This window comes from Halorutilus salinus (assembly GCF_026242195.1).
Classification (GTDB): domain Archaea; phylum Halobacteriota; class Halobacteria; order Halobacteriales; family Halorutilaceae; genus Halorutilus; species Halorutilus salinus.
Genome location: NZ_RKLV01000002.1, coordinates 155964 through 181329, shown reverse-complemented (window position 1 = coordinate 181329; position 25366 = coordinate 155964). Strand labels below are relative to the sequence as shown.

Annotated in this window: 28 protein-coding genes and 1 pseudogene; 16 read left to right on the top strand and 13 right to left on the bottom strand. The window is 59.9% G+C overall.

Annotation, left to right across the window (positions count from 1 at the left end; translation table 11 throughout):
- Positions 1-170: 170 nt before the first annotated feature.
- Positions 171-1517, top strand: a complete 1347-nt coding sequence (hemL, locus tag EGH25_RS02725) for a glutamate-1-semialdehyde 2,1-aminomutase (protein WP_266086008.1) — start codon at positions 171-173, stop codon at positions 1515-1517.
- Positions 1518-1581: 64 nt separating this feature from the next.
- Positions 1582-1833: a thioredoxin family protein gene (locus EGH25_RS02720; protein WP_266086006.1), complete on the top strand. Its 252-nt coding sequence runs from the start codon at positions 1582-1584 to the stop codon at positions 1831-1833.
- On the opposite strand, the gene EGH25_RS02715 is transcribed toward EGH25_RS02720, so the two are convergent.
- The 5 genes from EGH25_RS02715 to EGH25_RS02695 form a co-directional block, all read right to left on the bottom strand.
- Entirely contained in the window at positions 1828-2448 is a 621-nt protein-coding gene (locus EGH25_RS02715) for a LysE family translocator (RefSeq protein ID WP_266086005.1), read from the bottom strand. The genes EGH25_RS02720 and EGH25_RS02715 overlap by 6 nt on opposite strands.
- A complete protein-coding gene (locus EGH25_RS02710) occupies positions 2448-2978 on the bottom strand; it encodes a DUF7504 family protein (RefSeq protein ID WP_266086003.1) in 531 nt (176 codons plus the stop codon). Before EGH25_RS02710 ends, EGH25_RS02715 begins: the two co-directional genes overlap by 1 nt.
- Positions 2971-3312, bottom strand: a complete 342-nt coding sequence (locus tag EGH25_RS02705) for a hypothetical protein (protein ID WP_266086002.1) — start codon at positions 3310-3312, stop codon at positions 2971-2973. The genes EGH25_RS02710 and EGH25_RS02705 overlap by 8 nt, the downstream gene beginning before the upstream one ends.
- Positions 3312-3593 (bottom strand): hypothetical protein, encoded by a 282-nt coding sequence (locus tag EGH25_RS02700; RefSeq protein ID WP_266086000.1) that lies wholly within the window; start codon positions 3591-3593, stop codon positions 3312-3314. Before EGH25_RS02700 ends, EGH25_RS02705 begins: the two co-directional genes overlap by 1 nt.
- A 64-nt stretch (positions 3594-3657) precedes the next feature.
- The gene (locus EGH25_RS02695; protein ID WP_266085998.1) at positions 3658-4470 is read right to left on the bottom strand and encodes an aldo/keto reductase; all 813 of its coding nucleotides are present in this window, start codon (positions 4468-4470) and stop codon (positions 3658-3660) included.
- A gap of 100 nt (positions 4471-4570) precedes the next feature.
- On the opposite strand from EGH25_RS02695, the gene EGH25_RS02690 reads away from it, so the two are divergent.
- Entirely contained in the window at positions 4571-5275 is a 705-nt protein-coding gene (locus EGH25_RS02690; protein WP_266085997.1) for a helix-turn-helix domain-containing protein, read from the top strand.
- 243 nt (positions 5276-5518) lie between these two features.
- On the top strand, positions 5519-7030 hold the full coding sequence (locus tag EGH25_RS02685) for a carboxypeptidase regulatory-like domain-containing protein (protein ID WP_266085995.1): 1512 nt from the start codon (positions 5519-5521) through the stop codon (positions 7028-7030).
- A gap of 12 nt (positions 7031-7042) precedes the next feature.
- On the opposite strand, the gene EGH25_RS02680 is transcribed toward EGH25_RS02685, so the two are convergent.
- The gene (locus tag EGH25_RS02680; RefSeq protein WP_266085994.1) at positions 7043-7984 is read right to left on the bottom strand and encodes a thiamine pyrophosphate-dependent enzyme; all 942 of its coding nucleotides are present in this window, start codon (positions 7982-7984) and stop codon (positions 7043-7045) included.
- A gap of 77 nt (positions 7985-8061) precedes the next feature.
- Positions 8062-9930 (bottom strand): annotated as a pseudogene (locus EGH25_RS02675) (2-oxoacid:acceptor oxidoreductase subunit alpha); the annotation flags it as partial.
- A gap of 144 nt (positions 9931-10074) precedes the next feature.
- Here EGH25_RS02675 and EGH25_RS02670 point away from each other — a divergent pair.
- Positions 10075-11532: a carboxypeptidase M32 gene (locus EGH25_RS02670; RefSeq protein WP_266085990.1), complete on the top strand. Its 1458-nt coding sequence runs from the start codon at positions 10075-10077 to the stop codon at positions 11530-11532.
- A 3-nt stretch (positions 11533-11535) separates the two neighbouring features.
- Here EGH25_RS02670 and EGH25_RS02665 read toward each other — a convergent pair whose 3' ends face one another.
- The 4 genes from EGH25_RS02665 to EGH25_RS12220 all read right to left on the bottom strand — a co-directional run bounded on the left by EGH25_RS02665 (position 11536) and on the right by EGH25_RS12220 (position 14540).
- A complete protein-coding gene (locus EGH25_RS02665; protein WP_266085988.1) occupies positions 11536-12141 on the bottom strand; it encodes a nitrous oxide reductase accessory protein NosL in 606 nt (201 codons plus the stop codon).
- A gap of 57 nt (positions 12142-12198) precedes the next feature.
- Positions 12199-13110, bottom strand: a complete 912-nt coding sequence (locus EGH25_RS02660) for a zinc ribbon domain-containing protein (protein WP_266085986.1) — start codon at positions 13108-13110, stop codon at positions 12199-12201.
- A gap of 66 nt (positions 13111-13176) precedes the next feature.
- Complete coding sequence (locus EGH25_RS02655) at positions 13177-14415, bottom strand: RNA-guided endonuclease InsQ/TnpB family protein (RefSeq protein ID WP_266085985.1); 1239 nt, start codon at positions 14413-14415, stop codon at positions 13177-13179.
- Positions 14416-14420: 5 nt separating this feature from the next.
- Complete coding sequence (locus EGH25_RS12220) at positions 14421-14540, bottom strand: AbrB/MazE/SpoVT family DNA-binding domain-containing protein (protein ID WP_276591884.1); 120 nt, start codon at positions 14538-14540, stop codon at positions 14421-14423.
- 113 nt (positions 14541-14653) lie between these two features.
- Between EGH25_RS12220 and EGH25_RS02650 the strand changes: the two genes are divergently transcribed.
- Together EGH25_RS02650 and EGH25_RS12355 are read left to right on the top strand one after the other, a co-directional pair.
- The gene (locus EGH25_RS02650) at positions 14654-14974 is read left to right on the top strand and encodes an NINE protein (RefSeq protein ID WP_266085983.1); all 321 of its coding nucleotides are present in this window, start codon (positions 14654-14656) and stop codon (positions 14972-14974) included.
- Positions 14975-15057: 83 nt separating this feature from the next.
- Positions 15058-15243, top strand: coding sequence for a zinc-ribbon domain-containing protein (locus tag EGH25_RS12355; protein WP_476729809.1), 186 nt, complete (start codon positions 15058-15060; stop codon positions 15241-15243).
- Here EGH25_RS12355 and EGH25_RS02645 read toward each other — a convergent pair.
- The gene (locus EGH25_RS02645) at positions 15211-16551 is read right to left on the bottom strand and encodes an RNA-guided endonuclease InsQ/TnpB family protein (RefSeq protein ID WP_266085981.1); all 1341 of its coding nucleotides are present in this window, start codon (positions 16549-16551) and stop codon (positions 15211-15213) included. The two genes, EGH25_RS12355 and EGH25_RS02645, sit on opposite strands and share 33 nt — an antisense overlap.
- Before the next feature lie 213 nt (positions 16552-16764).
- Between EGH25_RS02645 and EGH25_RS02640 the strand changes: the two genes are divergently transcribed.
- A complete protein-coding gene (locus tag EGH25_RS02640) occupies positions 16765-17097 on the top strand; it encodes a DUF5518 domain-containing protein (protein WP_338071865.1) in 333 nt (110 codons plus the stop codon).
- A gap of 5 nt (positions 17098-17102) precedes the next feature.
- On the opposite strand, the gene EGH25_RS02635 is transcribed toward EGH25_RS02640, so the two are convergent.
- On the bottom strand, positions 17103-17915 hold the full coding sequence (locus tag EGH25_RS02635) for a DUF7847 domain-containing protein (RefSeq protein ID WP_266085979.1): 813 nt from the start codon (positions 17913-17915) through the stop codon (positions 17103-17105).
- A gap of 105 nt (positions 17916-18020) precedes the next feature.
- Between EGH25_RS02635 and EGH25_RS02630 the strand changes: the two genes are divergently transcribed.
- The 8 genes from EGH25_RS02630 to EGH25_RS02595 all read left to right on the top strand — a co-directional run bounded on the left by EGH25_RS02630 (position 18021) and on the right by EGH25_RS02595 (position 25355).
- Positions 18021-18332: a hypothetical protein gene (locus EGH25_RS02630; RefSeq protein WP_266085977.1), complete on the top strand. Its 312-nt coding sequence runs from the start codon at positions 18021-18023 to the stop codon at positions 18330-18332.
- Between the two features lies 1 nt (position 18333).
- Positions 18334-19437, top strand: a complete 1104-nt coding sequence (locus EGH25_RS02625; protein WP_266085975.1) for a Gfo/Idh/MocA family protein — start codon at positions 18334-18336, stop codon at positions 19435-19437.
- Positions 19434-20354 (top strand): phosphogluconate dehydrogenase (NAD(+)-dependent, decarboxylating), encoded by a 921-nt coding sequence (gene gnd, locus EGH25_RS02620; RefSeq protein ID WP_266085973.1) that lies wholly within the window; start codon positions 19434-19436, stop codon positions 20352-20354. The genes EGH25_RS02625 and gnd overlap by 4 nt, the downstream gene beginning before the upstream one ends.
- Before the next feature lie 233 nt (positions 20355-20587).
- Entirely contained in the window at positions 20588-21250 is a 663-nt protein-coding gene (locus EGH25_RS02615) for a hypothetical protein (protein WP_266085971.1), read from the top strand.
- Positions 21251-21293: 43 nt separating this feature from the next.
- Complete coding sequence (locus EGH25_RS02610; protein ID WP_266085969.1) at positions 21294-22400, top strand: pyridoxal phosphate-dependent aminotransferase; 1107 nt, start codon at positions 21294-21296, stop codon at positions 22398-22400.
- A gap of 65 nt (positions 22401-22465) precedes the next feature.
- On the top strand, positions 22466-23236 hold the full coding sequence (gene proC / locus EGH25_RS02605; RefSeq protein WP_266085968.1) for a pyrroline-5-carboxylate reductase: 771 nt from the start codon (positions 22466-22468) through the stop codon (positions 23234-23236).
- The gene (gene proB, locus EGH25_RS02600; RefSeq protein WP_266085966.1) at positions 23233-24051 is read left to right on the top strand and encodes a glutamate 5-kinase; all 819 of its coding nucleotides are present in this window, start codon (positions 23233-23235) and stop codon (positions 24049-24051) included. The genes proC and proB overlap by 4 nt, the downstream gene beginning before the upstream one ends.
- Positions 24048-25355: a glutamate-5-semialdehyde dehydrogenase gene (locus tag EGH25_RS02595; protein WP_266085965.1), complete on the top strand. Its 1308-nt coding sequence runs from the start codon at positions 24048-24050 to the stop codon at positions 25353-25355. Before proB ends, EGH25_RS02595 begins: the two co-directional genes overlap by 4 nt.
- Positions 25356-25366 lie beyond the last annotated feature (11 nt).

Here is a 25366-nt window from a genome sequence, read left to right as displayed (position 1 = left end):
TCTTGATAACGACGGGAGTTGTTTTGGCAAACAAGCCGCAGTCGGAGGTGTGAAGTTATTAATTTTCTATCTCCTCTCCTTACAGCCGTCTTTTGGACTTCGACACGGTACGTCGTTGACCGCGAGGATACGACCGAAAACCGGTTTAGCTTGGGACACCGAGGACGCGTATGGGCAAGGACTCACGTAGACTGTACGGGCGCGCTCTGTCGGTGCTCGCGGGCGGCGTCAACTCCTCGGTACGCGCCGAGCCTTCGCCGTACCCTTTCTTTGTCGAGAAGGGTGACGGCGGCGAGATCGTCGACGTTGACGGTAACCGTTATACGGACTACGTCATGGGGTACGGTCCGCTCCTTCTCGGACACGACCTACCCGAACGCGTCGCGGGCGCGGTTCAGTCGGAGGTCGCGCGCGGACCTATGTACGGTGCCCCGACGGAGGTTGAGGTCGAGCTTGCGGAGTTCGTCGCCGAACACGTCGGGAGCGTAGAGACGCTTAGGTTTGTCAACTCGGGCACGGAGGCGACCGTCTCGGCTGTCCGTCTCGCGCGCGGCGTGACGGGACGCGACAAGGTCGTGGTTATGCAGGGCGGCTACCACGGTGCGCAGGAGTCGACTCTCGTCGAAGGCGACGCCGAATCGCCCGAACCGTCGACCAAAGGCGTACCTTCGTCGTTCGCGCGTGAGACGCTCCCCGTACCGTTCAACGACGAGGGGACGGTCGAACGCGTCTTCGAGGAACACGGCGACGAGATAGCGTGCGTCCTCGTCGAGCCTGTTCTGGGGAACAACGGCGTCGTCCATCCCGTCGAGGGGTACCACGAGACACTACGGTCGCTCTGCGACGAACACGGCGCTTTGCTCGTCTTCGACGAGGTTATTACGGGGTTCCGTGTCGGCGGACTCGGATGCGCGCAGAGCGTCGTCGGCGTCGAACCCGACCTGACGACGTTCGGTAAGATAGTCGGCGGCGGCTTCCCCGTCGGGGCTATCGGAGGCTCCGCCGAACTCGTCGAGAGCTTCACGCCGTCGGGCGATGTCTTTCAGGCGGGGACGTTCTCCGGACATCCCGTTACTATGTCAGCGGGTCTGGAGACGTTACGGTACGCGAAGGACGAGGACGTGTACTCTCATGTGAACTCTCTCGCCGACGAACTCCGCGCGGGTATGACCGACGTACTCGAAGACTACGCGCCCGAGTACACCGTCGTCGGCGTGGACAGCGTGTTCAAGACCGTCTTCACGCGCGAGACGCCGGAGAGCCTCGAAGGCGCGTGCGTGTCAGGGTGCGAGCAACGCGCCGACTGTCCGCGTTACGGGACATGCCCGAAGGACGCGGGCGACATCGACGACGCCGAGACGGAGAGATGGAAACGCCTGTACTGGAACGGGATGCTCGACGAGGGCGTCTTCCTCACGCCCAATGGGTTCGAGTCGCAGTTCGTCTGTTACGCACACGACGACGAGGATATAGACGAGACGGTCGCGGCGTACGAGCGCGTCGTTTCGTCGGTTTAGTGCGTGTGTCCGCGCCGGGTGAGACGGAAGAAACTTTATTTGTGACAGCCAACTACTGTTTGGTATGGGAACCACGGTCAAAGACTTCCACGCCGACTGGTGCGGTCCGTGCAAGAAGCAGGATCCGATAATAGACGATCTGGAGGAGGAGTATCCGGATATAGAGTTCGAGAAGGTCGACGTTGACGAAAGCCCCGACGTGGCACAGGAGTACGGTGTAAGGAGCGTGCCGACCATAGTCGTGGAGAAGGACGGCGAGATCGTTGAGAAGTTCATCGGTCTGACGCAGGCGAACGAGATAGAGGGCGCGTTATAGGACGGCGTAGTAGACGAAGGCGACGCCGAAGACGGACAGGACGGCGGCGCTGACGTAGCTTACGCCTTTCTCAAAGCCTTCGAGACGGTCACCCGCGCGTACGAGTAGTGCAGGGAACGCGGTTATCCAGACGAGTATACCGGCGAAGAATCCGACGAGAACAGTTACGCCGCCCACGACGACGGTTTCTCCCGCGACTTCGACGGGCGACGGCTGTACGAGCGCGACGCCCGCGGTCAGCCACCAGCCTATCTGGTACGGGTTTGTGAGACCAAGTACGAGCGCCTTTGTGAATCCGCGCGACTCGGTAGGTGTCCGTGCGCGCGCGTCGCGGAGCGCGTCGTACGCGAGATAGAACATGAAGACGCCGCCGACCATGGCGGCGACGGAACGGACGGTCGGTGACCCCGCGACCGTGACAGCACCGCTGAGGGCGAGGGCGCAGAAGACGGTGTCGGAGGCGAAAGCGCCGAGACCCGAACGGAAGCCCGCGAACCAGCCGCGCGCCGCCGTCTCGTCGGCGATAAGCGCGTTCATAGGTCCCGGAGGCGCGACGAGCGAGAAGGCGAGCGCGCCTCCCACGACCAACGAAACGAGGCTGGCTGTCGCCGACATCACCGTAGGTCTGTCTCGGAGTCGAACAGGTTACGGAACGTCTGGTACGTCGTGTCGGTGAGTGCGTCACGCACGGTGCAGTACAGACCGCGTGCGCCCGACTCGCGCGCCTTTCCGGTCAGGCTGTCCATGAAACGGTAGACGCGTTTCTGATCGGTGTACATGAGGAAGACGTTGAAGTTGTCGACGACGACCCACGCGGGTTCGTCGAAGCCTCTCAGAGCCTCGGTGAACCTGACGCCGACACCCGTCATGTCGCTCGGTGCTACCCTCTTGCCGACGGTAAGCGGTCCGTCGTAACGTATGGCGCTTCCTGACACGGGTACGACGACGACGTTCGTCGGATCCGCACCCGCGTCACGTACGGCGCGTTCGACGCGTTCAGGGTCGCCGCGCGTGGAGACGACGAGCATACGTTCAAACGTCTCAGGCGGAAGCTGGCGTAACGGATCGTCCATCGCATCGATAGGGCAGACGGACTGTTCGCCCTCGCGTAACGAGACGGTATCCTCGTCGGCGGCATCAGTCACCTTCTTCGCCCCCGAACTCAACGTAGTCGCCGAAGTCGCCGTACGTCTCCAAGCTGTCGTTTGCGCGTACGAAGTCACGCGCGAAGAGGTAGACGCCCGCGAGTGCGAACAGAGCGCCGACGGGTCTGAGAGCGTTAGCCAGAGTGCGGTAGCCGAGAACGAAGTCAACGACGCCTACGACGGTGACGGTGAAGAAGGCGAGAGCGAGTAGGACGAAAGCCTCTGTGTAGGCGACGTTACGCGCGTAAGCCGCGAGGGGGTAGACCACGAGAACCGCGGTGAGTGCGAGAACAAAAGCCTGCGCAAGGAAGACGAGCTGGTAGGGGGACTCCATCAGACAGCCCTCCTCTCCGTCAGGAGGAGCACCGCGTTTACAGCCGAGTAGACCGCGGCGAGAACCGCGACGGTCGTAAAGAGGGCGTACAGGCTCCGGGGCGGGCTCTCGAAGACGAGACGGCTACCGTCGGCAACTATGTACGACGCCAAGACGACGGGTATAGGCGTCGTTACGCCGGCGAAAGGCGAGCCATGGAAGCCAAGCGCGGCTACGAGCGACAGCGGCAGGGCTACGGACAGTATGACAACCTCAGTCAGGACGAAAACCTCGTTCAGCATCGGTTAAACGGAGCGGGCGGCGTCTAAAAAGCCTTGTCACGCATCGGGTCTGCTAACCTTACTCTCACCAGTCGGGGGCGAACTCCGGATCGATGAGACGTTCGCGCTCGCCGATAGAGTCTATCGCCTCTATGTCCTCGTCGTCGAGTTCGAGATCGAGAGCACCGTAGTTGTCACGTATATGTTCGGGATCCGCGGACTTGGGTATGGGCTTCACGCCGCGTTCGAGTAGCCATGCGAGCGAAACCTGTGCCTCGCTCACGTCGTGTTTCTCGGCGACCTCCTGAATCTCGGGTACGTCGAAGACACCGCCGCGTCCAAGAGGCGAGTAGGCGACGAGATCGATACCGAGTTCGTCGGTGACCGAGAGCATCTCGTCCTGCGGCAGAAGCGGATGCGTCTCGACCTGATTTGCGATCAGGGGCGCGTCGAGCTTGTCGTAAGCCTCACGGAGGAGTTCGGGTGTGAAGTTGGAGACGCCCGCGGCTTCTATGACGCCCTCATCGTAGAGCTTGTCGAGGGCTTCGAGCGTCCCGTCGCCGTAGTCCTCCGCAGGCCAGTGGACGTACAGGAGGTCGATGGTGTCGACGCCGAGGAGTTCGGCGCTTCTCTTCGCGCCTATGTATGCGTCGTCCTGTGTAATACTCTCGTCGTAGCTCAGGTTGTTGTTCCAGAGCTTTGTGGCGACGAAGACCTCGTCGCGGGGTACGTCGGAGCGCGATAGACCTTCGCCGACGTGGCGCTCGTTTCCGTAAGCCTGAGCCGTGTCTATATGACGGTATCCGGCGTCGAGCGCCGCGAGTACGGCATCTACACAGGGTTCGCGTTCCTTGTTCTGCCAAGTACCGAGACCTATACGGGGTATTTCGTCGGGCATACCGTCGGATTCGCGTGCGCGGTACTAAGTTGTGACGGTAGGAGCGCCGAACGGTCAGGGCGACGAAGATATATGCGTGGCGTGTCTACTCCTCCGTAAGATGACGGACGAAAACGACGACACCGACGAAGTCTTAGGGGCGGAGGAGCTGTTGGTAGAACCCGTCGACGTGATCCACGAGTACGGCGTCGCCGTCGGCTCCGAGATAGGCGGTAGGATAGACGACGAAGGAGATCGCATTAAAGGCAGGGTTGACGAGGCGCTTAGCGCTGTCGGCGAGGGCGTGAACGACCTGATAACCGACCTCTTCGGTACCGACACGCGCGCCGGCGTCTACGCGGCGCTGAGACGTACCGACGGTGCGGAAGCCGAGGAGATAGCCGACGAGACGGGTCTCGCGGACGAGGAGGTCGAGGACGCACTTGACGGACTCGAAGACGAAGGAGTGGTTCGTCTCTCGGACGGCGGCTACGAGGCGGTCGAACCCGCCGAACTCGTCAGACAGGCACCCGGACGCGTGGGCGACTGGATACGCGACTCCATCAGCGAAGGGGGACGACAGGGCGGGCGTAGGCTCCCCATACGCGGCGAAAAACCCGTGATAGACGCCGAGTACGACGAGGAAGCCGACGAGGTGACCGTACGCGTCGTAGACCCCGGCGACGCCGACTACGTCGAGGTCGTCGTGGGTTCGGAGGTAAAGAAGTACTTCGAACCGCCGTCGGCGGGCGACGAGTTTACCGTAGAGGCGAACCGCGAGGACGCTGTGGTAGCAAGAAGCGGCGGTCTCAGCAAGGACGGTTAAGGGTCGCGCACCTCCGCGTCGACCTTCCTACCCGTCTCTACCGTTTCGAGGGCGCGTCCCCGCACCGATCCGGTCATACGTGTCTGTCTTACGAAACGTTATAAACTCCGACGAGGAATCAAACCACGGTGACATCAGAACATCCGTCTGCGGAAAGGGGTTCGTGATACTATGTGTACTGGATACAGACTCGGAAGCGCCGGCGTCGTCCCCTCTCGTAGAGCGGTGTCCGTCTCGTGTCTGGTGGTCGCACTGTTACTCTCCGGAGCCGCTGTCACGGCGGCGGACGAGGGTACGGGAGAGGTGACAGGGACGGTTTCGACGGAGGGCGGGCACGCGCTCGCTGACGCCGACGTGCGTCTCGTGAATATGTCCACCGGTAACGAGGAGACCACGAAGTCGGACGCCAACGGAAGCTACAGCTTCGAGTCGGTCGAACCGGGCGAATACAGGCTGGAAGCCGAGTTCGGGGGGTCAGATGCTATCGAAGACATCACTGTCGAAGAGGATGAGACGCAGGAGGTCGAGCTAAAACTCAGACCCGAAGGGGCGTACTTCGTCGTCTCGGTGGACAGCACCAACTCACCCGTAACCGCGGGAAATGATGTGCGGGTAGAGTTCATCGTCACGAATGCCGGTCAGGAGTCTGGTACACAGGTGGTCAAGCTTGGTACCCCTAACGCAGGCGGGGAGTTCGAAGAAGCTGAACGTGTCAGCAATCTCGTTCCCGGTTCTTCGAGAACGGTGAGTCTGAACATGTCGACCGGCTTGGGGGACGCAGGCAACTACACGGCGGAAGTCGTCACCGACGAAGACACGGACGAGGCGGAGTTCGTCGTGGAGGGTGCTGATGTAGAACTATCCATCACCGACACGAACTCGCCCGTAGCCGAGGGCGAGAATCTTACCGTGGATACGGAAGTATCGAGCGGGTTCGGTGTCTCAGGGCGGGAAACCGTCGCCGTGAACGTCAGCGGTCTGGGTTCGGAGACGAAGACGTTCAGCCTCGAAGGCGGGGATGAGAAGGACGAAAGATTCAATATACCTACGGAAGACGGCGACGCCGGCGAGTACACCGCCAACCTTACGTTCGGTGAAAGGGTGGTCGACTCCACCGACGTGACCGTTGAGGAAAGCACAGGGGAGGACACAGGGGAGAGCGGATCCGAGACGAACGAGTCCGAGAAAGCGGGCGGTTCGGACGACGAAAGCACCGAGAACAGCGGCTCAGAAGGTGAGGGTAACGGAACGACGACGGGGGACTCTAACACGGACAACGAGACTGTTTCGGACGAACCGGGCGAAGGCGACGGCGATACACAGGGTGTCTTCGGACTCAGCCTTAACGAGGCTCTAAGCTACCTCGGTATGGCACTCGCCGCCGTCGTCGGCATCGCGGTCTTGGCGGCGTCCTCCATCCTCGTCGCCAGAAGGCTGAGGGGGAGGAACCGGGGCGGAGACGGTTCGGACAGAGGAAACGGACACGAAACGGTGTTCGATACGGAGTACGAGAACGACGTCTACGTCTCTTGGAGCGGTATGATCGACCGCGCCGGTATAGAGGATATAGGTACGAAGACGCCGAGCGAGATAGCCGAGAGCGCGAAGGAAGCGGGTCTCGACCCCGGAGCTGTCGACGAACTGACCGACGTCTTCGAGGAGGTGCGTTACAGGGACACCGAACCGACGGCTGAGCAGGAGAGGCGCGCCAAGGAGGCGTTTGAACGTATAAAGAGAAGCGACAGCGGGGGGTAGGCAGACGGTTTTTTATTTGTGCTTGTCTATGATGTCATACGACCTCTTCCAGTCGTGTGACTCGTCGAAGTAGTCCTCGGCTATGGGTGTCTCAGGCATGTCGCCGCGTTCCATCTTCTCCTCCTGATACGACGGTCGGCGTTCGTCCTGGTAGTACCGTCCCGTGAGAACCTCGCCCTCGTACAGCGCCTCCTCCGTCTCGCGCATCGCTTCCCACGCGCCACGCATGTCGTCGAGTTCGAACTCGTCGTGGTCGTCGGAGTCCTGTATGTCGACGTATGGCACGTACTGCTTGGCGTCCTTGTTCCACGTCGGACACTGCGTGAGGAAGTCGACGTGTGCGAAGCCGTCATGTTCGATAGCCTCGACGAGTATCTCCTTAGCCTGACGCGGGTTGACCGCGGCGGTGCGCGCGACGTACGTCGCTCCGGCGGAGAGAGCCATCGACATGGGACGTATAGGTGCCTTCGCGTTTCCGTGGGGCGTCATCGACTTCGACTTCTGTCCCTTGGGAGACGTGGGCGAAGGCTGCCCCTTCGTAAGCCCGAATACCTCGTTGTTGAAGACGATGTACGTCATGTCGTGGTTCTCGCGGGCGGTATGCATGAAGTGGTTTCCACCTATACCGTATCCGTCGCCGTCACCGCCCGCGGCGATAAGTTCAAGTTCGGGGTTGATCAGCTTCGACGCGCGTCCGACGGGTAGCGCGCGTCCGTGTATCGAGTGGAAGCCGTAGCTCTCGAAGTACGACGAGAGCTTGCCCGAACAGCCTATCCCCGTCACTAACTGTACCTCGTCGGGGTTCTTGCCGAGTTCGGCAAGAGCCTGCTTCAACGCCTTTAGAACGCTGAAGTCACCGCATCCGGGGCACCATGTCGCCTGCGGTTCGAGCTTGGGCGTGTAGTCGTCGGACTCTACCTCGGTTTCCTCGCCGATTGCGCTGAATGCACTCACTGTGGGTCACCTCTTCCTTGTACGGATTCGAGACGTTTGACGGTTTCTGTTCCGCGTCCCTTACGCGATATCTTGTGCTGTATCTTGACGTTGTACGAAGTCTCAACGTCGTCGTCTTCGGCGGACTCCACGGCGTCGACGACCTCAGCAGGACGGAACGGGTCGCCGTCGTACTTGAGTATGCTCGTCATCACGTCACCGTATCCCGCGAGTTCGCGCTGTACGTGGTGACGGAACTGCGCCGTCGCGTTGTTCTCGACGACGAAGACACGGTCGACGGACTCGATGAAGCCGCGTACGCCCTCGGCGTCGAACGGTACCATATCGCTAACGTTCATACCGGAGACTGACCATCCGTCTTCGGAGAGTTCGTCGACGGCTTCCTCTATGACACCCTTGTTGCTACCGAACGAGAGCAGACCGTACTCGGCATCGTCGTCACCGTAGACGGCTTGGTGGTTCTCGTCGTTGAGTTCGTCACGTATATGATCGAAACGCGACAGACGGCGATCCATCTGCCTTACACGGTTGTCGGGATCCTCGTCGATGTAGCCGTACTGGTCGTGCTCGTTCCCGCTCGTCTTGAACCGCCCGTCCTTCTGTCCCGGTATCGGTCGTGGCGGCACGCCCTTCTCCGCGCCGTAGCTGAAACGCGGGAAGTCCTGCGCACCGTCGGGCTTTAGCTCCTGTACCTCCTCCTCGGTCAGCGTCGCCTCCATCGACGGGTCGGCTTCGCGGTCGAAGAACGACTCGGGAAGGTTGGTCAGACCGCCGGATAGCTTCTTGTCGTACAGTATTATGGCAGGGATGTTGTAGCCGTACGCTATACGGAACGCCGTACGCGTCTGTTCGTACGCCTCCTTGGGGTCACCGGGGGCGAGTACGACACGCATAGCGTCGCCCTGTGAGGTGTACAGAACGTGTTCGAGGTCGCTCTGCTCCGTCTTTGTGGGAAGACCCGTCGAAGGAGCGCCGCGCATCGCCTCTATGAGAACGACGGGCGTCTCCGTACCCTCCGCCATACCGAGGGGTTCGGACATCAGCGCGAAGCCACCGCCTGAGGAACCGCTCATCGCCTTGGCTCCCGTATGGGACGCGCCTATCGCCATGCTCGCCGCCGCGATCTCGTCCTCGACCTGTTCGGCGACTCCGCCGAAATCGGGTAGCATCTTGGACATGATAGCGAAGACATCCGTCCAAGGCGTCATGGGATAGCCCGATATGAACCGACAGCCCTCGTCGAGAGCGCCGTACGCGATCCCGTGGCTACCGCCGACGAGAACCTGCTCCTCGTCGTGCTCGCCTTCGGGTACACCGATACCGTGGTCGACGTCGTACTCGTCGAGAACCTTGTCGCGTGTATGGTGTAGGATCTCGACGTTGGATTCGAGTATATCGCCCCCCATCGAGTCGGACATAACGTCCTCGATGGCTTCGAGTTCGAAGCCTATCGCCGCCGCGGTCGCTCCCACACCCGCTGTGTTACGCATGACCTCGCGCCCCTGCTCCTTCGCAATCTCACGTAGGTCGAGTGGGTAGACGTTCCAGCCGTTCTCCTCGACACGGTCGTCGAACTCTGGTATGTCCTCCGTGTCTATGACGCCCGTATCGTAGATTATGACGCCGCCCTCTGCGAGGTCGTCGAGGTTCTCCGTGAGGGGCTTCACCTCCTCGTTCCCGTAGACAGACTCTTCGTCGGGAGACCGTGCGAACGAGTCACCGAGAGCGAGAAGAACGTTGTACTCGTCGGCGCGTGATCTTATGTCGTCGGCGGACGCGCGTACCTCGAAGTAGGTGTGACCGCCGCGTATACGCGACGGGTAGTGCCGGTGTGTGGTGACGTTGAGACCCGACCGCATCAACGCCTTCGTAAAGTTACTACCGGTCGAGTCGATGCCGTCGCCGGAGCCACCGGCGATACGCCACACGATTTCGTTCTCGTTCATTAGGTTCGAATCACCTGAACTACTATATGGTCGACTCAGTAAGTAAACCCTTTGTTTGTGTTAGGTAACTACGTCCGTCGTTCCCTTTCCGTCGGTCACGTCGGCGACCATCAGACTGTTTAGCGCGCCGAACGTACGCGAACCATGAGCTACGGTGAACTCGTCGAACGCGTAAAGAAGATCTCGAACGTCGGGCACGCCGCGGGCGTCCTAAGATGGGATCAGGAGGTCATGATGCCCGAAGGCGGTACGCCCGCGAGGTCGAAACAGCTTTCAACGCTGTCGTCCGTCCGTCATGACCTTCTGACCGACGACAGAACGGGTGAACTCCTCAACGCCGCCGAGCCTGAGAACGACGAAGAGCGCGCTGTGGTGCGCGAGGTACGGCGTGAGTACGACCGCGCGACGCGCGTCCCCAACGAACTCGTCGAGGAGATCTCGGAGGCGACTTCGGAGGCGCATCCCGTCTGGGCGAGCGCAAAGGAGAACGACGACTTCGACGAGTTCGCACCGACGCTCGAACACCTCGTCGAACTCAGGCGCGAGTACGCCGACTACGTGAATCCCGACGTGCCGCGTTACGAGGCGCTTTTCGAGGAGTTCGAGCCGTATCTGGGTCTCGACACCGCGGAGCGCGTCCTTTCGACGTTACGCGACGAACTCATGCCCCTCGTTGACGACGTTGTCGCGTCCGATGTCTCGCCCGAACCTCTTCCGTCGGTCGACGAGGACGCGCAGGAGGAGGTCGTGCGCGACGCACTCGACGTTCTGGGCTACGACAAGGAACACGGTAGACTCGACGTTGCGCCCCATCCTTTCTCAACGGGCACCCAGTTCGACGCACGCGTCACGACGCGGTACAGCGACGACCCTCTCGACGCGCTCACGAGCACCGTACACGAGTTCGGGCATGCGACCTACACGCTCGGTCTTCCGCGCGACGAGTACGGAACGCCTCTCGGCGAGGCGCGCGACCTTACCGTACACGAGTCGCAGTCGCGTTTCTGGGAGAACCACGTCGCGCGCACGCGCGCTTTCTGGGACTTCTTCGCACCGCGTTTCAACGAGGCGACGGACGAGGACGTGACGCCGCGCCGCGCGTACGAAGCGGTCAACACGGTCGAGGAGCGCAACCCTATACGCGTCGAGGCGGACGAACTCACGTACCACTCGCATATACTCCTGCGTTTCGAGGTCGAGCGCGCACTCATAGAAGGCGAGATAGAGGTCGATGAGGTGCCCGCCGTCTGGAACGAAAAACACGAGGAGTACCTCGGCTTCCGTCCTGAGAGCGACGCGCAGGGCGCGTTACAGGACATACACTGGTCGCACGGCTCCTTCGGCTACTTCCCGACGTACTCGCTCGGTAGCGCGCTCGCGGCACAGGTCGACGCCGCGGTTCGTGACGAGATCGACGTTGACGAGGCTGTACGAGAAGGCGGGTTCGACGGTATACGCAGATGGCTACGTGACGAGATTCATACACACGGAAAGAGGTATGAGACCGACGAACTCGTGCGCCGAGCGACGGGCGATGACCTGAGCGCGGAACCTTTTCTCAAGTACGCACATAAAAAGTACGGCGAAGTTTACAGCGTCTGATCCTCATCCGTCACTCATATTCATTCCGTTCATTCCCATTCCACCGGGGGCGTTCCTCTTCAGTTCCTCTATGAGAGTAGAGGTTATACCTTCGAATCCGATGGTGCGACCGCCGTACCTTTCAGCGAAGTCCTCTGCTTCGGACTCTTCGGAGAAAGGTGGTAGTGCCGGCCCCATTCCACCCACTGCTTCGCTCTCTGCGACGTATGTAACCTCCGTAGCATCGGCAAAGGTATCCGCGGCGGTCGGAGCTGGAAGACGGGGGTTTCCATCGGAGGAGGATGGAAGATCCACCTTCGAGTAGTCCGTGACATAGACAGCCTCCGCCTCCCAGCCACGGTCAAGGCGGTCGAAGTGGTAAGGGAAAAGACCGAAGACAAGGGTGTGGAACCACGCGGGGTTTTCGTGCCCCTCCGGTGAGTTTTCTGCGTAGAAGACCTGCCCGTTGGGTCCCCCGTGGTCACCTATTGCCATGCCGCCTTGGTCGTCGAACTTTTCGCCCGAGAGCGCGATGGGATCCGGTACGTCTTCGGAGCTATTGCCCCCGAGACAGCCTGTGGAACCAACAGCGGTAACCGCTAGTCCGGCTATGAATCTTCTTCTGTACACAGGAGGCTTTTGTACGGGGGAGGAAAAACGGGTTTTGGTGCAGGTTTCGAAACTGTTCTATACCGGAGGTTCCTCGGTAACGTGTCGGTTCCTCTTTAGCTGGAAGTACGCGTCCGTCAGAACCGCGAGCGAGTATACGGCAAGTGCGGCGCCTACGGCGACATCTACTACAGCACCTAGCTGAGGTAGTACTGCGCCAGCCACCGAACTCGCTACGAGACCGACGATACCCACAGCTACCTGAACCACGAGGAGTGCCATGAGGAGCAGGAAGACGGAGATACGCCGTCCCTCCGTAAGCTCCCAGCTTGACGACAGGCTTTCGAGGAAGTTCTCGTCCTCAAGAGCCACGAATATCATGAAGAAGATGAGCGCCGTAATCAGGTAGATACCGGGGACGACGAGTAACACGATACCGATAGCCACGAGTATGCCGAACACGAACCCGGCGACTATACCGTTCAGCGTCGCGGTTCCTATGTTACGTCTGTACGCCTCCGGGGGTATCCTCTCACGCGCGTCCGACGCGAAGACACGGTAGGCGGCTATACCGGCGACGATCGTACCGACAGCCGTTAGGAGGCTCATCAACGTTATGACCGACTGAGGTATATCGAACGCGAGAGGCGTCGGCTCCATAGCCCCCTGAACCATCGTTTCACGTACGAAAGGCGGGAGGCTCTCTACACCCCCCATCTGCTCAAACGCACGCTCAGCGCCACTCTGCGAAGCCACCGTCGAAACGAGCTGTATGACGAAGAAGACCGCCACGAGCAGAAGCCCTGAGCGCGCCTTGACCCTCTCAAAACCCGTCGTCAACGCCTCCTCCACGTCTATACCACCGTTCCGTGAAGCCGTCTCCCGTGCTGTGTTTCTGACACCGCACTCCGGGCATATCTCAGCCTCCTTCTTTATCGGTTCACCACAGCTTCGGCAGAACACCTCGTCGGACTGCTTGTCGTTTGCCATACCGCTCCCTTCGGCAACGTGTTACTCAAACCTTCTGCAAAGAGATTATGTGAACCCACCCCAGGGTCAAGCCCCGGGGCTTCCTGCTTCAACGACGCGCTTTGCATCCACCGCCTCTCGCTGAGGGGTGAACGTAGGGAGCGCAGTCTGCACAGGCGTTGATTCGGAGCGTCCCGCCCCTAACTGCTTCAAACCACGATTGAGAATATTCTTTGCCGCGTTGAGGTCGCGGTCTTCGGTATGGCCGCATGCTGGACATGAATGCTCGCGTACCCAGAGTGGCTTGTCCGTCTCGACACCACAAACCGCGCACTCTTTGGTCGTGCCGTCTGGGTTCACTTTTTCAACGTGTGTTCCGTGCAAGTTAGCCTTGTACTCCAGTAGTTCAATGAAGCGTGACCATGCGGCGTCTTGCTTATTTTTCGCACTCTGGCTGGTTTCCAGCATCGGCTTCACGTCCAAGTTCTCAACGGCTACAACATCGTACTCCCGAACGAGCCACGTTGTGATCTTGTGCTGGTAGTCTAGTACCTTCCGCTTGATTGCACGCTTCGCCTTAGCTACTTTCTGTCGTTGTTTTTCCCAGTTGGCAGAGCCGTGTTCTTTCCTGTCAAGTTCCCGTTGCTCACGTGCGTAGCGGTCATACTCATCGGATAGGTCAAGCGTGTCCACAGACAGGTTCTCTGACGTGTGGATGTAGCTGGTGATGCCGAGATCAACACCAACACAGTTCTCAGGTTCAATCTCACTGAGTGCCGGTTTTTTAGGTGTGTCTTCTACAGAGGTAACAAGTGAGACGTACCACTCGCCGGTTCTCTCTTTTTTGAGAATAACCTCGTCAATCTCACCTGCTGTTGGCACGTCGCGTTCTGCTCGGATTTTGAACCAGCCAATCTTTTCGAGTCGGAGTCGCACGAGTCGGTCGTCGCCCGTGTTGTAATCCACGTTGAAGCGACTGGACTGGTTGTGCGACACCGACCGAAATTCGCCTGCACCTTGCCACTGCAACCTCCCGACCTTATAGCCGTTGTCTCGCCGTTCTTGAAGCGTTTCCAGATCGCTGTGGATTTGGCTAATCGCCTGTTGTGCGGCGTGTCGTGATGGCTCTGCAAAGGTTGACCATCGGTCTGTCCAGTCTGTGAGTTTGTCGTGTTGGTCGTAGTCAGATGGGCGGTCGTTGTAGTCACTGTAATAATAGTCTCGGACAGCATGATTGCGAATCTGTCGGAGAATGTCGATGTGTCGCCACGCTTCGCTAGCTACGTCGTCAGGTAGGTACGCACGGAAGCGAAGCGTATGTTTCATCGTTGTTAGTCTAATCTTTCAACGGTGAGTTTCAGCTGGTCGCCCTCCTCCAGATTAAGAGCTTCACGGACTTCTCCTGGAATTGTGACTTGCCCGCGTTCTCTGAGGTTTGGGTAGCATTCCATCGAACCCACTATGAATGACTCACACTTAGTTGTATTAAAGATTGTGTGTTGTCGGCTTCAGCCCCGGGGCAGTCACCTTGTACCGCCTGTACAGCCCCATCGTTTTGGTTCGTATGTCAAAAAAAGGAGCCGACGAGGTATACTGTAGTAGCTGTGGGGAAATCATAAAGGAGAAAGCCGAAATCTGCCCGGAGTGTGGGGTTAGACACAGAGGTAGAACTGGCGACTACGACAAGGACAGAACGGTAGCCGGTATATTCGCAATCCTCCTCGGTGGATTCGGTGTACACAAGTTCTATCTCGGAAAGGTAGGACAGGGTATACTCTACCTCATCTTCTTCTGGACGCTCATACCAGGGATAATAGGATTCATAGAGGGTATTCTTTACCTGACCAAGTCGGAAGAGGAGTTCCAGAGAAAGTACGTAGACTAAGCAAGCTCCTCAGGAACCGAGTATGTGGACTGTTTTGGTTTGTCGGCGAAAGTTTTATTATCTGATGGGTTTATTTCGGGGAGATGTCAGCATACTGTCAAAGTTGCGGTGAAGAGATAAAGAGCGAGGCAGAGATATGTCCGGAATGTGGAGTTAGACAGGATTCCGGCACAGAGTCAGATGTAGCGGGAGGGATGAAGGGGAATACGCTGGTGAACACCGTGAACTACCCCACCCTACTCGCTCGCCCTGACGGGTTCGCTCTTTGAGGGTGGGGCTTCCAGCGAAGATTCCTGCAAAGTCTGACCAGATTCAAGGTCGGAGAGGCTTATTCGCTGTGGGGCGTCCACAACCCGCTCTACACCCTCCGCAGAACTGAACAGTTCTGAATTGGGCTTACCTGTGGCTTTTCGAGCCATGTTGACCGCACCATTCACATCAGCATTATACTGCGTTCCATCCGACGCCTTGAACAGTCCGCGCTCGACACGTTCACCAACGTACTCCTCGTGGTGTTCGACGGCTTCCTCGTCGTAGAATGAGCATTTCGACGTGTGGGATTCAGGCACTAACTCGAACGCGATACCACGAGCTTCGAGCTTGTGCTTGAGCTTCTGCTTCAGCTTGTCGAACGGAATCTGGACGAAATTCTGGTTCGTCCTATCACCAAGGCTCACGTTCTGCTTCCAGCCCTTCCCGTCACCGACGTACACCGTCTCGATGCAGTTCTCGATACAGTAGTCGGTGATGATACGAACCGTCTTGTTGAGGTAGTCGTTAACGACGTATCGACGCTTCTGGTGCAGTCGTTCGATACGACGAGTCGTACCCTCGATACCCTGCTTGTCCTTGATGGACTGGTAGTGGGCGAGTCGTTTGTTGAACCACCGATTTTGAGATTTGAGGTGCCGACCGTCCACGATGAACGAGTGGCCTCGATGGTCAACGCACGTCGCCAGATTGCCCACGCCAAGGTCGATGCCGAGCCACGACCCTTCGACGGTCTCGATTTCCTCTACTTCTTTTTCGTAGATGATACGGTACTCGAAGTACTGAGCATCAGCCTTTGGTAGGATTTGCACACGCTTGAGGTTCGTTTCTTGCACTTCTTCGTATGTGAATGGGAGTTTGATTTCCTTTGATTCACAATCAAACTCGTCTCGATACGAGTAGGGAACGCCAAGTCGGATGTGGTCTTCTTTGACTTGGAACGACTGTGATGGAAATTCAAGCGTGTAGTACCCATCTTTGTCGAGGTAGGATGGGGGACTGATGTCAGCATCGTACTTGTTTTCTCGTTTCTTCTCTACGAGTTTGAAGAACGACTTGAATCCTTTATCAACCTGTTTCATTGTTTGCTGTGCGACTTGGCTGGGGAGTACCTCGTAGTTCCAGTTATCTTTCAACTGGTCGTAAGCGTCGTAGTAGTTGAGATACTCGCCGTTGTTGAAGTAGTGCTGTCGCACTTCGTAGAGTGTTTTGTTGTAGAGGTTTTTCGAGAGATGGCTCATACTCCGCAGTACTTCGTACTCTTCGGCAGTCAAGCCGTCGAGGTTCTGCTGGAGCGTCTGAACCATTCTATCTGGATATATGTTAGACTGTATTATTAAGGTTTTTTGATTATTCAACTGTCTGTCGGGCGTATCCCCTCCCTACTGCGTCCTCAGAACGCTCCGCGTTCTGATGTGCAAACGAGAACTCCGTTCTCGTTAACGCTACTCGTTCACTATCGTTCACTGCGTTGCTCCTTGAGGAAGGGGTCTTGCCCTCGATTTTAGATAATAGGCGCTGTGGTGACGATAATAGTCGGCTTCATACCGGTGCTGAACCTTCTAAGCCCTGCGATAGGTGGTGGTTTGGGAGGGTACCTGCAGAAGGAAGGTGCCGGTGGCGGTGCGAAGATAGGCGCACTGGTCACGATAGCATTCCTGATACCTCTGGCAATCCTACTCGTGGTTGCGGGCGGACTGATCGGGTCGTTCCTACCCGGCGGTGTTGGCGGAGCGGGTGCCGGCGCGGCGGCTGGCGGGATAGGTCTAATCGCGGTCATAATAATAGCGATACCCTCGTTCGTGCTGTCGATTATAGGGGGCGTCGTCGGCGGATTGGTAGCGGGCGAGTAACCCCCTCAGGCTGTTTCTTCTACACCGTGGTGCCTACGGTAGACTGTTGCGACGAGCGACAGCGTGAATACGAGCGCCGCCGAGGCACCGAACGCGAGCATTAGCTGTGCGACGAGCGTCGAGAAGCCCCAGAGGAAGACGTACGCTCCGAGACCAACGGCGGCGGCGACGACGAAGAAGACGAGGAAGACGAGGAAGAATCCGCAGAGAGAGAGGCGGTTACCCGACGACATGCCCCAGCTAAGGCTGTACGCCTCTATGAAGTCCTCGCTCTTGACCGTCGTGTACGGTACGTAGAACGCGAACGAGACGGCGACGAAAGCGCCAGGTAGGACACCGAGTGCGAGGGCGACGACGAGAAGGGGCGACATACCGAAGCCGTACACCGAGACGTATGCGAGCGCCGGGAGGAACAGACCGCCTATGAACAGCGGGGCGAAGGCGAGCGTCCCGAGGAACATGTTTACGGTCACCTTGCCGATGTTCTCGGCGTAGGCGTCGTTCGGGATCCCCGCGGTTCGGTTCACGAAGACGCGCGTGGCTATCACGGCGAAGTAGGAGCCGATGAAGAGGGCGACGAGTGCGAGAAGGACGGCGTACATACGAGGCATCGGGAAGGCGAGAGCGCCCGGCTCTATGAACGGCGTCGGAAGTATGTCGTCCAGAGGTCCTGTCGCTGTGGTCGCGGCGGCGCGGCTCTCGACGGCGATGAAGAACAGAAGCGAGGAGAAAGAAAACATGGCGAAGAAGACCGCGCCGTTCTTCGATACCAGCTTTTCGATCGTCTCCTTTAGTGTACCTCTGGTTTCTACGCTCATCGTTACGTCGGAGTTACGCCTACGTTATAACTCTTTCCGCTAAACAGGACTCAGAGGGCGGCGTTGTTATGAAGATTTAACCCGTCGGAAGCCGAACCGGTACGTATGTCCGAAGAGGACGAAAACGAAGACGAGGAAGAGCTTTCTCCGCGCGAACGGATGAAGAAGATGATGGAAGGCGGCGAAGAGGGCGAAGGCGGTCCCGGCGGAATGGGCGGTATGATGGGAGGCGGAGGTATGATGGGCGGAGGAATGCCACCCGGAATGGGCGGTATGATGGGCGGCGGTCCCGGAGGTCCGGGCGGACGCGGCGAAGGCGGTGACGAACGTCTCGTCAACGAGGTTGAGGAGCTACGCGTCGAGGTCGTCAAGGCAAGGCAGGCTCTCGAACGTATAGCCGACGCCGTAGAGGAGTGAGATGGTACACCGTATAGGGATAGTGGGCGCGGGTCACTGGTCAAAAAGGCTCGTTAAGGGCATCACCGACGACCCGTTTGAGGTACACGCGACCGTCGACGTGCTTTCGTACGACGAGAAGAGGGAGCTTCTCGGAGCTATCGGGGTGCCGCGCGGAAGGCATTATGAGATAGACGCCGGCGACGCCCTCCCCGACGGTTTCCTTGACTCCGTCGACGTTGTTCAGGTGGCGAGTCCCATCGAGTACCATCTGCGCCAGACGCGCGAGGCGCTCGACGCGGGTAAGTTCGTCGTCACCGAGAAGTCGTATGCGGCGGACCGCGAAGGCTTCGAGGAGGCGGTCGACGTTCTCGACGGAAGATGGGACTCGTCGTTCCTACATCTCCACTACCTCAACAAGGTGCCGACGAAGGTTATGCCGCCGGTTCTCGAACGCGCGACGGCGGACGGCGGCGTCGAACACGTCGAGGCTACGTTCATGGAAGGGTACAGCGAGGAGGACGCGGGACGCGCGTGGCTATTCGAGCCACAGAACGGCGGTGTGATGCTCGACTGGGTACATCCCATAGAGGTTCTCGGCGTCGCGTGCGGGGGTACGCTGTCGTTCCGCGACGGCACGCCGTACCTCGTGGAACCCGAGTACTCGTCGCGTGCAACGGCGGCGCAGGCTGAGTTCGGAGTCTCCGGAGAGATGTTCGCCGACGGCGCGACCGCGACAGTAAACGTCGGCAAGGGCTTCGGCGAGACGCACAAGAGGATGCGTTTCGAACTCGCAGGAGGCGGACACGTCGACTTCGTATACGCCGACTCCGAGGACGAGTTCGAGACCGACTACCGCGGCGAATGGGTCTGGCGCGAGGGCGGACGTGTCGTAGAGTCGGGGAAGCCGACGGGACCCATACCGTACGAGGTGCTTGTCGACGAACTCACCGACGCAGTCGACGGAGGAGGTACGTGGGTGAACGAGGAACGTCTGCGCCGTGTCTACGAACCCGTCTGGGAGTACAACGAGGCTGTTGATATCACCAACCCCGTCGAGGACGCCGACGCCGTCGAGGCTTTCGAACGCGACGCCGTCGCGTCGACGGAGGAGGTGGCTGTGTGAAAGACGAACTGGGCGTCATCGGTCTCGGAAAGATGGGTAGCAACGTGGCTAAGAACCTCGTGGGTCAGGGCTACCGCGTCGTCGGGTATGACGTGGACGAAGAAGCCGTGGGGTCGGCGGTCGACGACGCCGACTGTGAGGGTGCGGAGAACGTCGAATCGCTCGCCGACGCCCTCGAACCTCCGCGTACCGTCTGGATGTCGGTTCCCCACGGCGAACCCGTGGACGAGACGGCCGACGCGCTCGCCGACGCGCTCGAAGAAGGGGATACGGTAATCGACGCGGGCAACTCCGACTTCCGAAGGACGCGCGAACGCGCCGAACTCCTCGCCGACGAAGGGGTTGCGCTCCTCGACGCGGGATGTAGCGGCGGTCCGTCGGGCGCTCTCGAAGGTCTTTCGATCATGATCGGCGGCGACGCCGACGCGTACGAACGCGTCGAACCACTTTTTGACGACCTGAGCGTCGAAGGCGGTTACGAGCATTTCGGTCCGCCGGGCGCGGGGCATTACGTCAAGATGGTACACAACGGCGTCGAGTACGCCATGATGCAGGCGATAGGCGAGGGCTTCGAACTCCTTGCGGAGGGGGAGTACGAAGACATAGACCTCGAAGACGTCGCGCGGGTCTGGTCGAACGGAAGCGTCGTCGAGTCACGTCTCACCCGTCTCACGCGCCGTGCCTTCGCACGTAACCCGCGTCTCGAAGGCGTCAAGGGGCACGTCCCCGACTCAGGTGAAGGACGGTGGACGGTCGAGACTGCGATAGAGAACGACGTACCCGCAACGGGTATCGCGCAGTCGCTTTTCGCGCGTTACCGTTCGCGCGTCGGCGACGAGGGGACGTTCGCCGACAAGGTTCTCGCCGTCCTTCGCCACGAGTTCGGCGGTCACGACGTTGAGACAGAGGACGGCTGAGGGCGGTGTTCAGGTAGGGAAAGCCAGAACCGCGTGGTTCTGTCACAAAGATATCTGAAGTTATCTGTAAACCGTATACCGGTACGGTCAAGAGACGGTCAGCCGGTTGCTTTCCGTCCTGCGAAAGCGGCTTATCCGAACACCGCTCGATCGGGGAGAACACCGTCCGAAGGAGGAGAACACCGTCCGACGGAGGACGCAAGCTTTTATTCGGTGGGGTCTTTTTCGAAGATATGCGTAAGAGCCTGGGGTTCGCGCTCATCGCGGCGGGCGTCGTGTTCGTCGTCATAGGGGCGCGTTCGGGGGGACAGGGGTCAGGTACACGGATATTAGGCGTGATGGGAGGTTTCGTGACGGCGGTGACCGGCGTCGTCATGGCGTTCGGAGGGACGGGCGAAAGCCTCGAAACCGGAAGCGGCGCTGTCACGGAGACGGATACGCCTGCGAGGGTACGTATCATCGGGGTTCTGGTCACGCTGGGGTCGCTCGCTCTCCCGTACGTCCGTCTACCGGTTAAGCTGGGTGCCGAAAGGACGAGCTACTCTTTCGTCTCGGTTATCAACGGTCTGTATCAGGGAAGCTTGACGCTACAGACGCTCTCAGGCGACGACCTCGCGGGCGGCTTTACCCTCCTGCTCTTCGCGTCGGTGGTGATAGCAGGGGCTTTCGCGTCTATACTCCACCATCTCGGCGGTTACGTCGTCCTCTTCGGTGCGGCGGGGTACGGCTACATACTGGGTCTCGTCACGGACGGGACGCCTACGGAGATACTCTTCTCGGAGTTTCAAATCGGTCTGTACGTCGCCGTCGCGGGCGCTCTGGTTATCGTCGCTTCGTCGTTCATGAAGTACGAGACGAGTGAGAAGGACAGGGATCTGTACGGCGGCGGTAGGTGACGCAGGACGACAGATATATTCGTTGCGTCGCGCTTCTTAGGGCATGGAGTTTTCCCGGCGAACCCAACGGATACGTATCAGCGGCATACGGCGCGTCTTCGAGGCGGCGGGCGAGGACGACATAAACCTCGGTCTCGGACAGCCCGACTTCGATACGCCTGAGCATGTAAAGAAGGCGGCTGTGGACGCCATCAAGGACGGACGCGCCGCGGGGTATACGAGCAACGTCGGTATCGACGAGTTACGCGAGGAGGTGGCGGAGTACGTCGGCTTCGACGCATCGCCCGACGAGGTTCTCGTAACGTCGGGCGCGAGCGAAGGTCTACACGTCGCCGTGCAGGCGCTCGTCGACCCCGGCGACGACGTTCTCGTACCCGACCCCGGCTTCGTCTCGTACGACGCCCTGACGAAGGTAGCGGACGCAAACCCTGTCGGTGTCGAACTCACCGACGATCTGCGCCTCGAACCCGAGGCGGTCAAGGAGGCGCTCACCGACGAAACGGCGGCTTTCTTCGTCAACTCGCCCGCCAACCCGACGGGCGCTGTACAGACGGAGGACGAGATGCGAGCGTTTGCGGAGATAGCCGACGACCACGGCGTGACGCTCATCAGCGACGAGGTCTACGACCGTTTCGTCTACGACGGCGAACACGTCTCACCTGCGCGGTTCGGCGAGAACGTCGTGACCGTAAACGGTGCGTCGAAGACACTCGCTGTAACGGGGTGGCGACTCGGCTACGTCGTCGCACCGACGGGGGCGGTCGACGAGATGGTGAAGGTACATCAGTACGCGCAGGCGTGCGCCAACGCCGCCGCACAGCACGGTGTCGCGGAGACGTTGAACGACGAACGGACGGACGAGGCGGTTGCGGGGATGCGCGATGAGTTCGAGGCAAGGCGTGACCTCGTTACCGAACGTCTCGACTCGATGGGTATCGACTGCCCGACGCCGCGCGGGGCTTTCTACGCCTTCCCGCGCGTCCCTGACGGCTTCGTCGACGCGTGCCTGCAAAAAGGCGTCATCACGGTTCCGGGGGAGGCGTTCGGCGAGGCGGGAGAGGGTCACGCGCGTCTCTCGTACGCAAACTCGCGCGAGAACCTACGCGAGGCGCTCGACATCATAGAGGAGGTCGTCGCCGAACTTGGCTGACGCCGGTTTCGACGTATTTATAATTTACAGACCCGAATCCGTGCTACGGAAAGAGGCTCGTCTGTATGAAGGTAACCGTAATAGGATGTGGAAACCTCGGTAGCGCGGTCGTGGAAGGTCTCGTCAACAAGGGGTACGATGTCGTAGCGTGCGACAAGGACGAGGAGGCGCTCGACGCTCTGAGCGACGGTGTCATGAAGGAGAAGGACGCAGGGAAGGCTGTCGAAGGCTCAGAACTCGTCGTCGTCGCCGTCAAGCCCGAGGTCGTCGGACCCGTGCTCGGTTCGTTCGACGCCGACGACGGACAGGTGGTCGCATCGTTCGCCGCCGCGGTGTCGCTCGGCTACGTCCGCGAACGTACCGACGGACGCGCCGTCCGTGTCATGCCTAACCTCGCTGGCGAGTACAACGAGATGACGGCGGCGGTCTGTGCCGACGACGGCGTTCCCGACGAGGTGGCGCGCGTGCTCGACGACCTCGGTAGCTACGTCGAGGTGGACGAGGAACTCATGGATATAGCGACCGCTGTCAACGGAAGCGGTCCTGCGTTCGTCTTCTACGCGATGAAGGCGATGCGTGACGCGGGCGTCGAAGGCGGCTTGGACGAGGAGGACGCCGGTACGCTCGTCGCTCAGACGTTCCGCGGCGCGGCGGCTATAGTACAGAACGACGAGAGGTCGCTCGACGAGCTTATAGACGCCGTCTGCTCACCCGGCGGGACGACCGTGGAGGGGATGGAGGTTCTGCGTGAGTCGGACGCGGGACGCCCATTCGCCGACGCCGTCGGTGCCGCGGAGAGGCGTTCGGTGGAGATAACGGAGGAACTCGACCTATGAGCGCCGAGACCGGACGTTACATGACGCGCGACGACGCCGCGGGCGCTGAAAGGGTCGTCGTCAAGGCGGGAACGAACTCGCTGACCGACGACGACTCCAACCTCGACCGTCTGAAGCTCGACAAGCTGGTCAACGACGTCATGGATCTCGTCGAACGCGGCAGGGACGTGATACTCGTCTCGTCGGGTGCGATAGGTGCGGGAAAGGGACGCGTACCTCTCTCAAACAGCTCCGTCGAGGATCTACAGGCGGCTTCGACGGTCGGACAGAGCGACCTGATGCGTAACTACTCCGAGAGCTTCGAGAGGTACGGTAAGGACGTGGCGCAGATACTCGTGACGCACCACGATCTCGAAGACTCACGTAGGTTCAGTAACTTCCGTAACACCGTAGAGACGCTTTTCGACTGGGGCGTCGTGCCTGTCGTGAACGAGAACGACGCCGTCGCCGTCGAGGAGATACAGGTCGGCGACAACGACATAATATCGTCATCTATCGCCGTCGGTGTCGACGCCGACCTTCTCGTGACGCTGACCGACGTGGAAGGCGTCTACACCGACAACCCCAGACGGAACGCTGACGCCGAACTTATCGACGAGGTACGCGGTGACGAGACGGAGGACGTATGGGAAAACGTCACAGACGACGGCGCGGACTTCGGAGGGATAACGACCAAGATCGAGGGCGCGGAACGCGTCAACGACGCGGGTATTCCCGCGATAATCGCGGGTTCGGAGGTACAGAACGTCCTCGGAAGGGTAGCCGACGCCGAACGCGTGGGGACGTTCTTCGCACCGGAGGTAGACGAAAGATGAACGCAGAACAAAAGGCTCAGAAAGCAAACGACGCGGCGCTTGAGCTTTCGAACGTATCGGAGGAAGATAGAAACAGCCTGTTAAGAGGTATCGCACGGAGCATCGAGGGGAAGGAGGACGAGATCCTCGACGCGAACGCACGCGACGTCGAGGAGGCGGAGGGGATGCTCGAACGCGGCGAGTACACGCAGGCGCTCGTCGACCGTCTCAAGCTCGACGAGGCGAAGGTGGCGAGCATAGCCGAGATGGTACGTGGCGCCGCTGAGCAGGACGACCCTATCGGCGAGACGCTCACGGCGCGCGAACTCGATGAGGGGATGAACCTGTACAAGGTCTCCGTCCCTATCGGTGTCGTCGGCTCCGTCTTCGAGTCACGCCCCGACGCACTGCCACAGATAGCCTCGCTCTGTCTCAAGTCGGGCAACACAGCGGTTCTGAAGGGCGGTAGCGAGGCGGAGGGGTCGAACCGCGTCCTTTTCGACGCCGTACGCGAGGCGACCGCCGAGAGCGACGCCGTACCCGACGGCTGGCTCCAGCTTATCGAATCGCGCGAGGACGTTGAGACCTTACTCGGTATGGACGAGTACGTCGATCTTCTGATGCCGCGTGGAAGCACGGCTTTCGTGAGGCACGTGCAGGACAACACGAAGATACCCGTTCTGGGGCATACCGAAGGCGTCTGTCACGTCTACGTCGACGAAGACGCGGACTCAGAGAAGGCGGAAGACGTCGCATACGACGCGAAGGTCGACTACCCCGCGGCGTGCAACGCCGTCGAAACAGTGCTCATCCACGAGGACGCCGCCGACGGCTTCCTCCCGCGTATCGCCGAGAGGTACGACGACGCCAACGTAGAGGTACGCGGCGACGAAGCGACGCGCGAGGTTATCGACGCCGAGGAGGCGACCGACGACGACTGGACGACCGAGTACGGTGACCTCATGGTCGCGGTGAGGATCGTAGGCTCGGTCGCCGAAGCCGTCGGGCATATCAACACGTACGGTTCGAAGCACACCGACTGTATCGTAACCGAGGACGGCGAGCGCGCACGGCGTTTCATGGAGAACGTCGACTCGGCGAGCGTCTTTCACAACGTATCGACGCGTTTCTCAGACGGGTTCAGGTATGGGTTAGGCGCGGAGGTTGGGATTAGCACAGGTAAGACGCACGCACGCGGACCCGTCGGCGTCGAAGGTCTGACGACGTACAAGTGGTACATAGAAGGCGACGGACACGTCGTCGGGGAGTACCGCGGCGAGGACGCGCGCGACTTTACGCACCGGGGGTTCGACGGAGAATGGTGACTGCGCTCGCC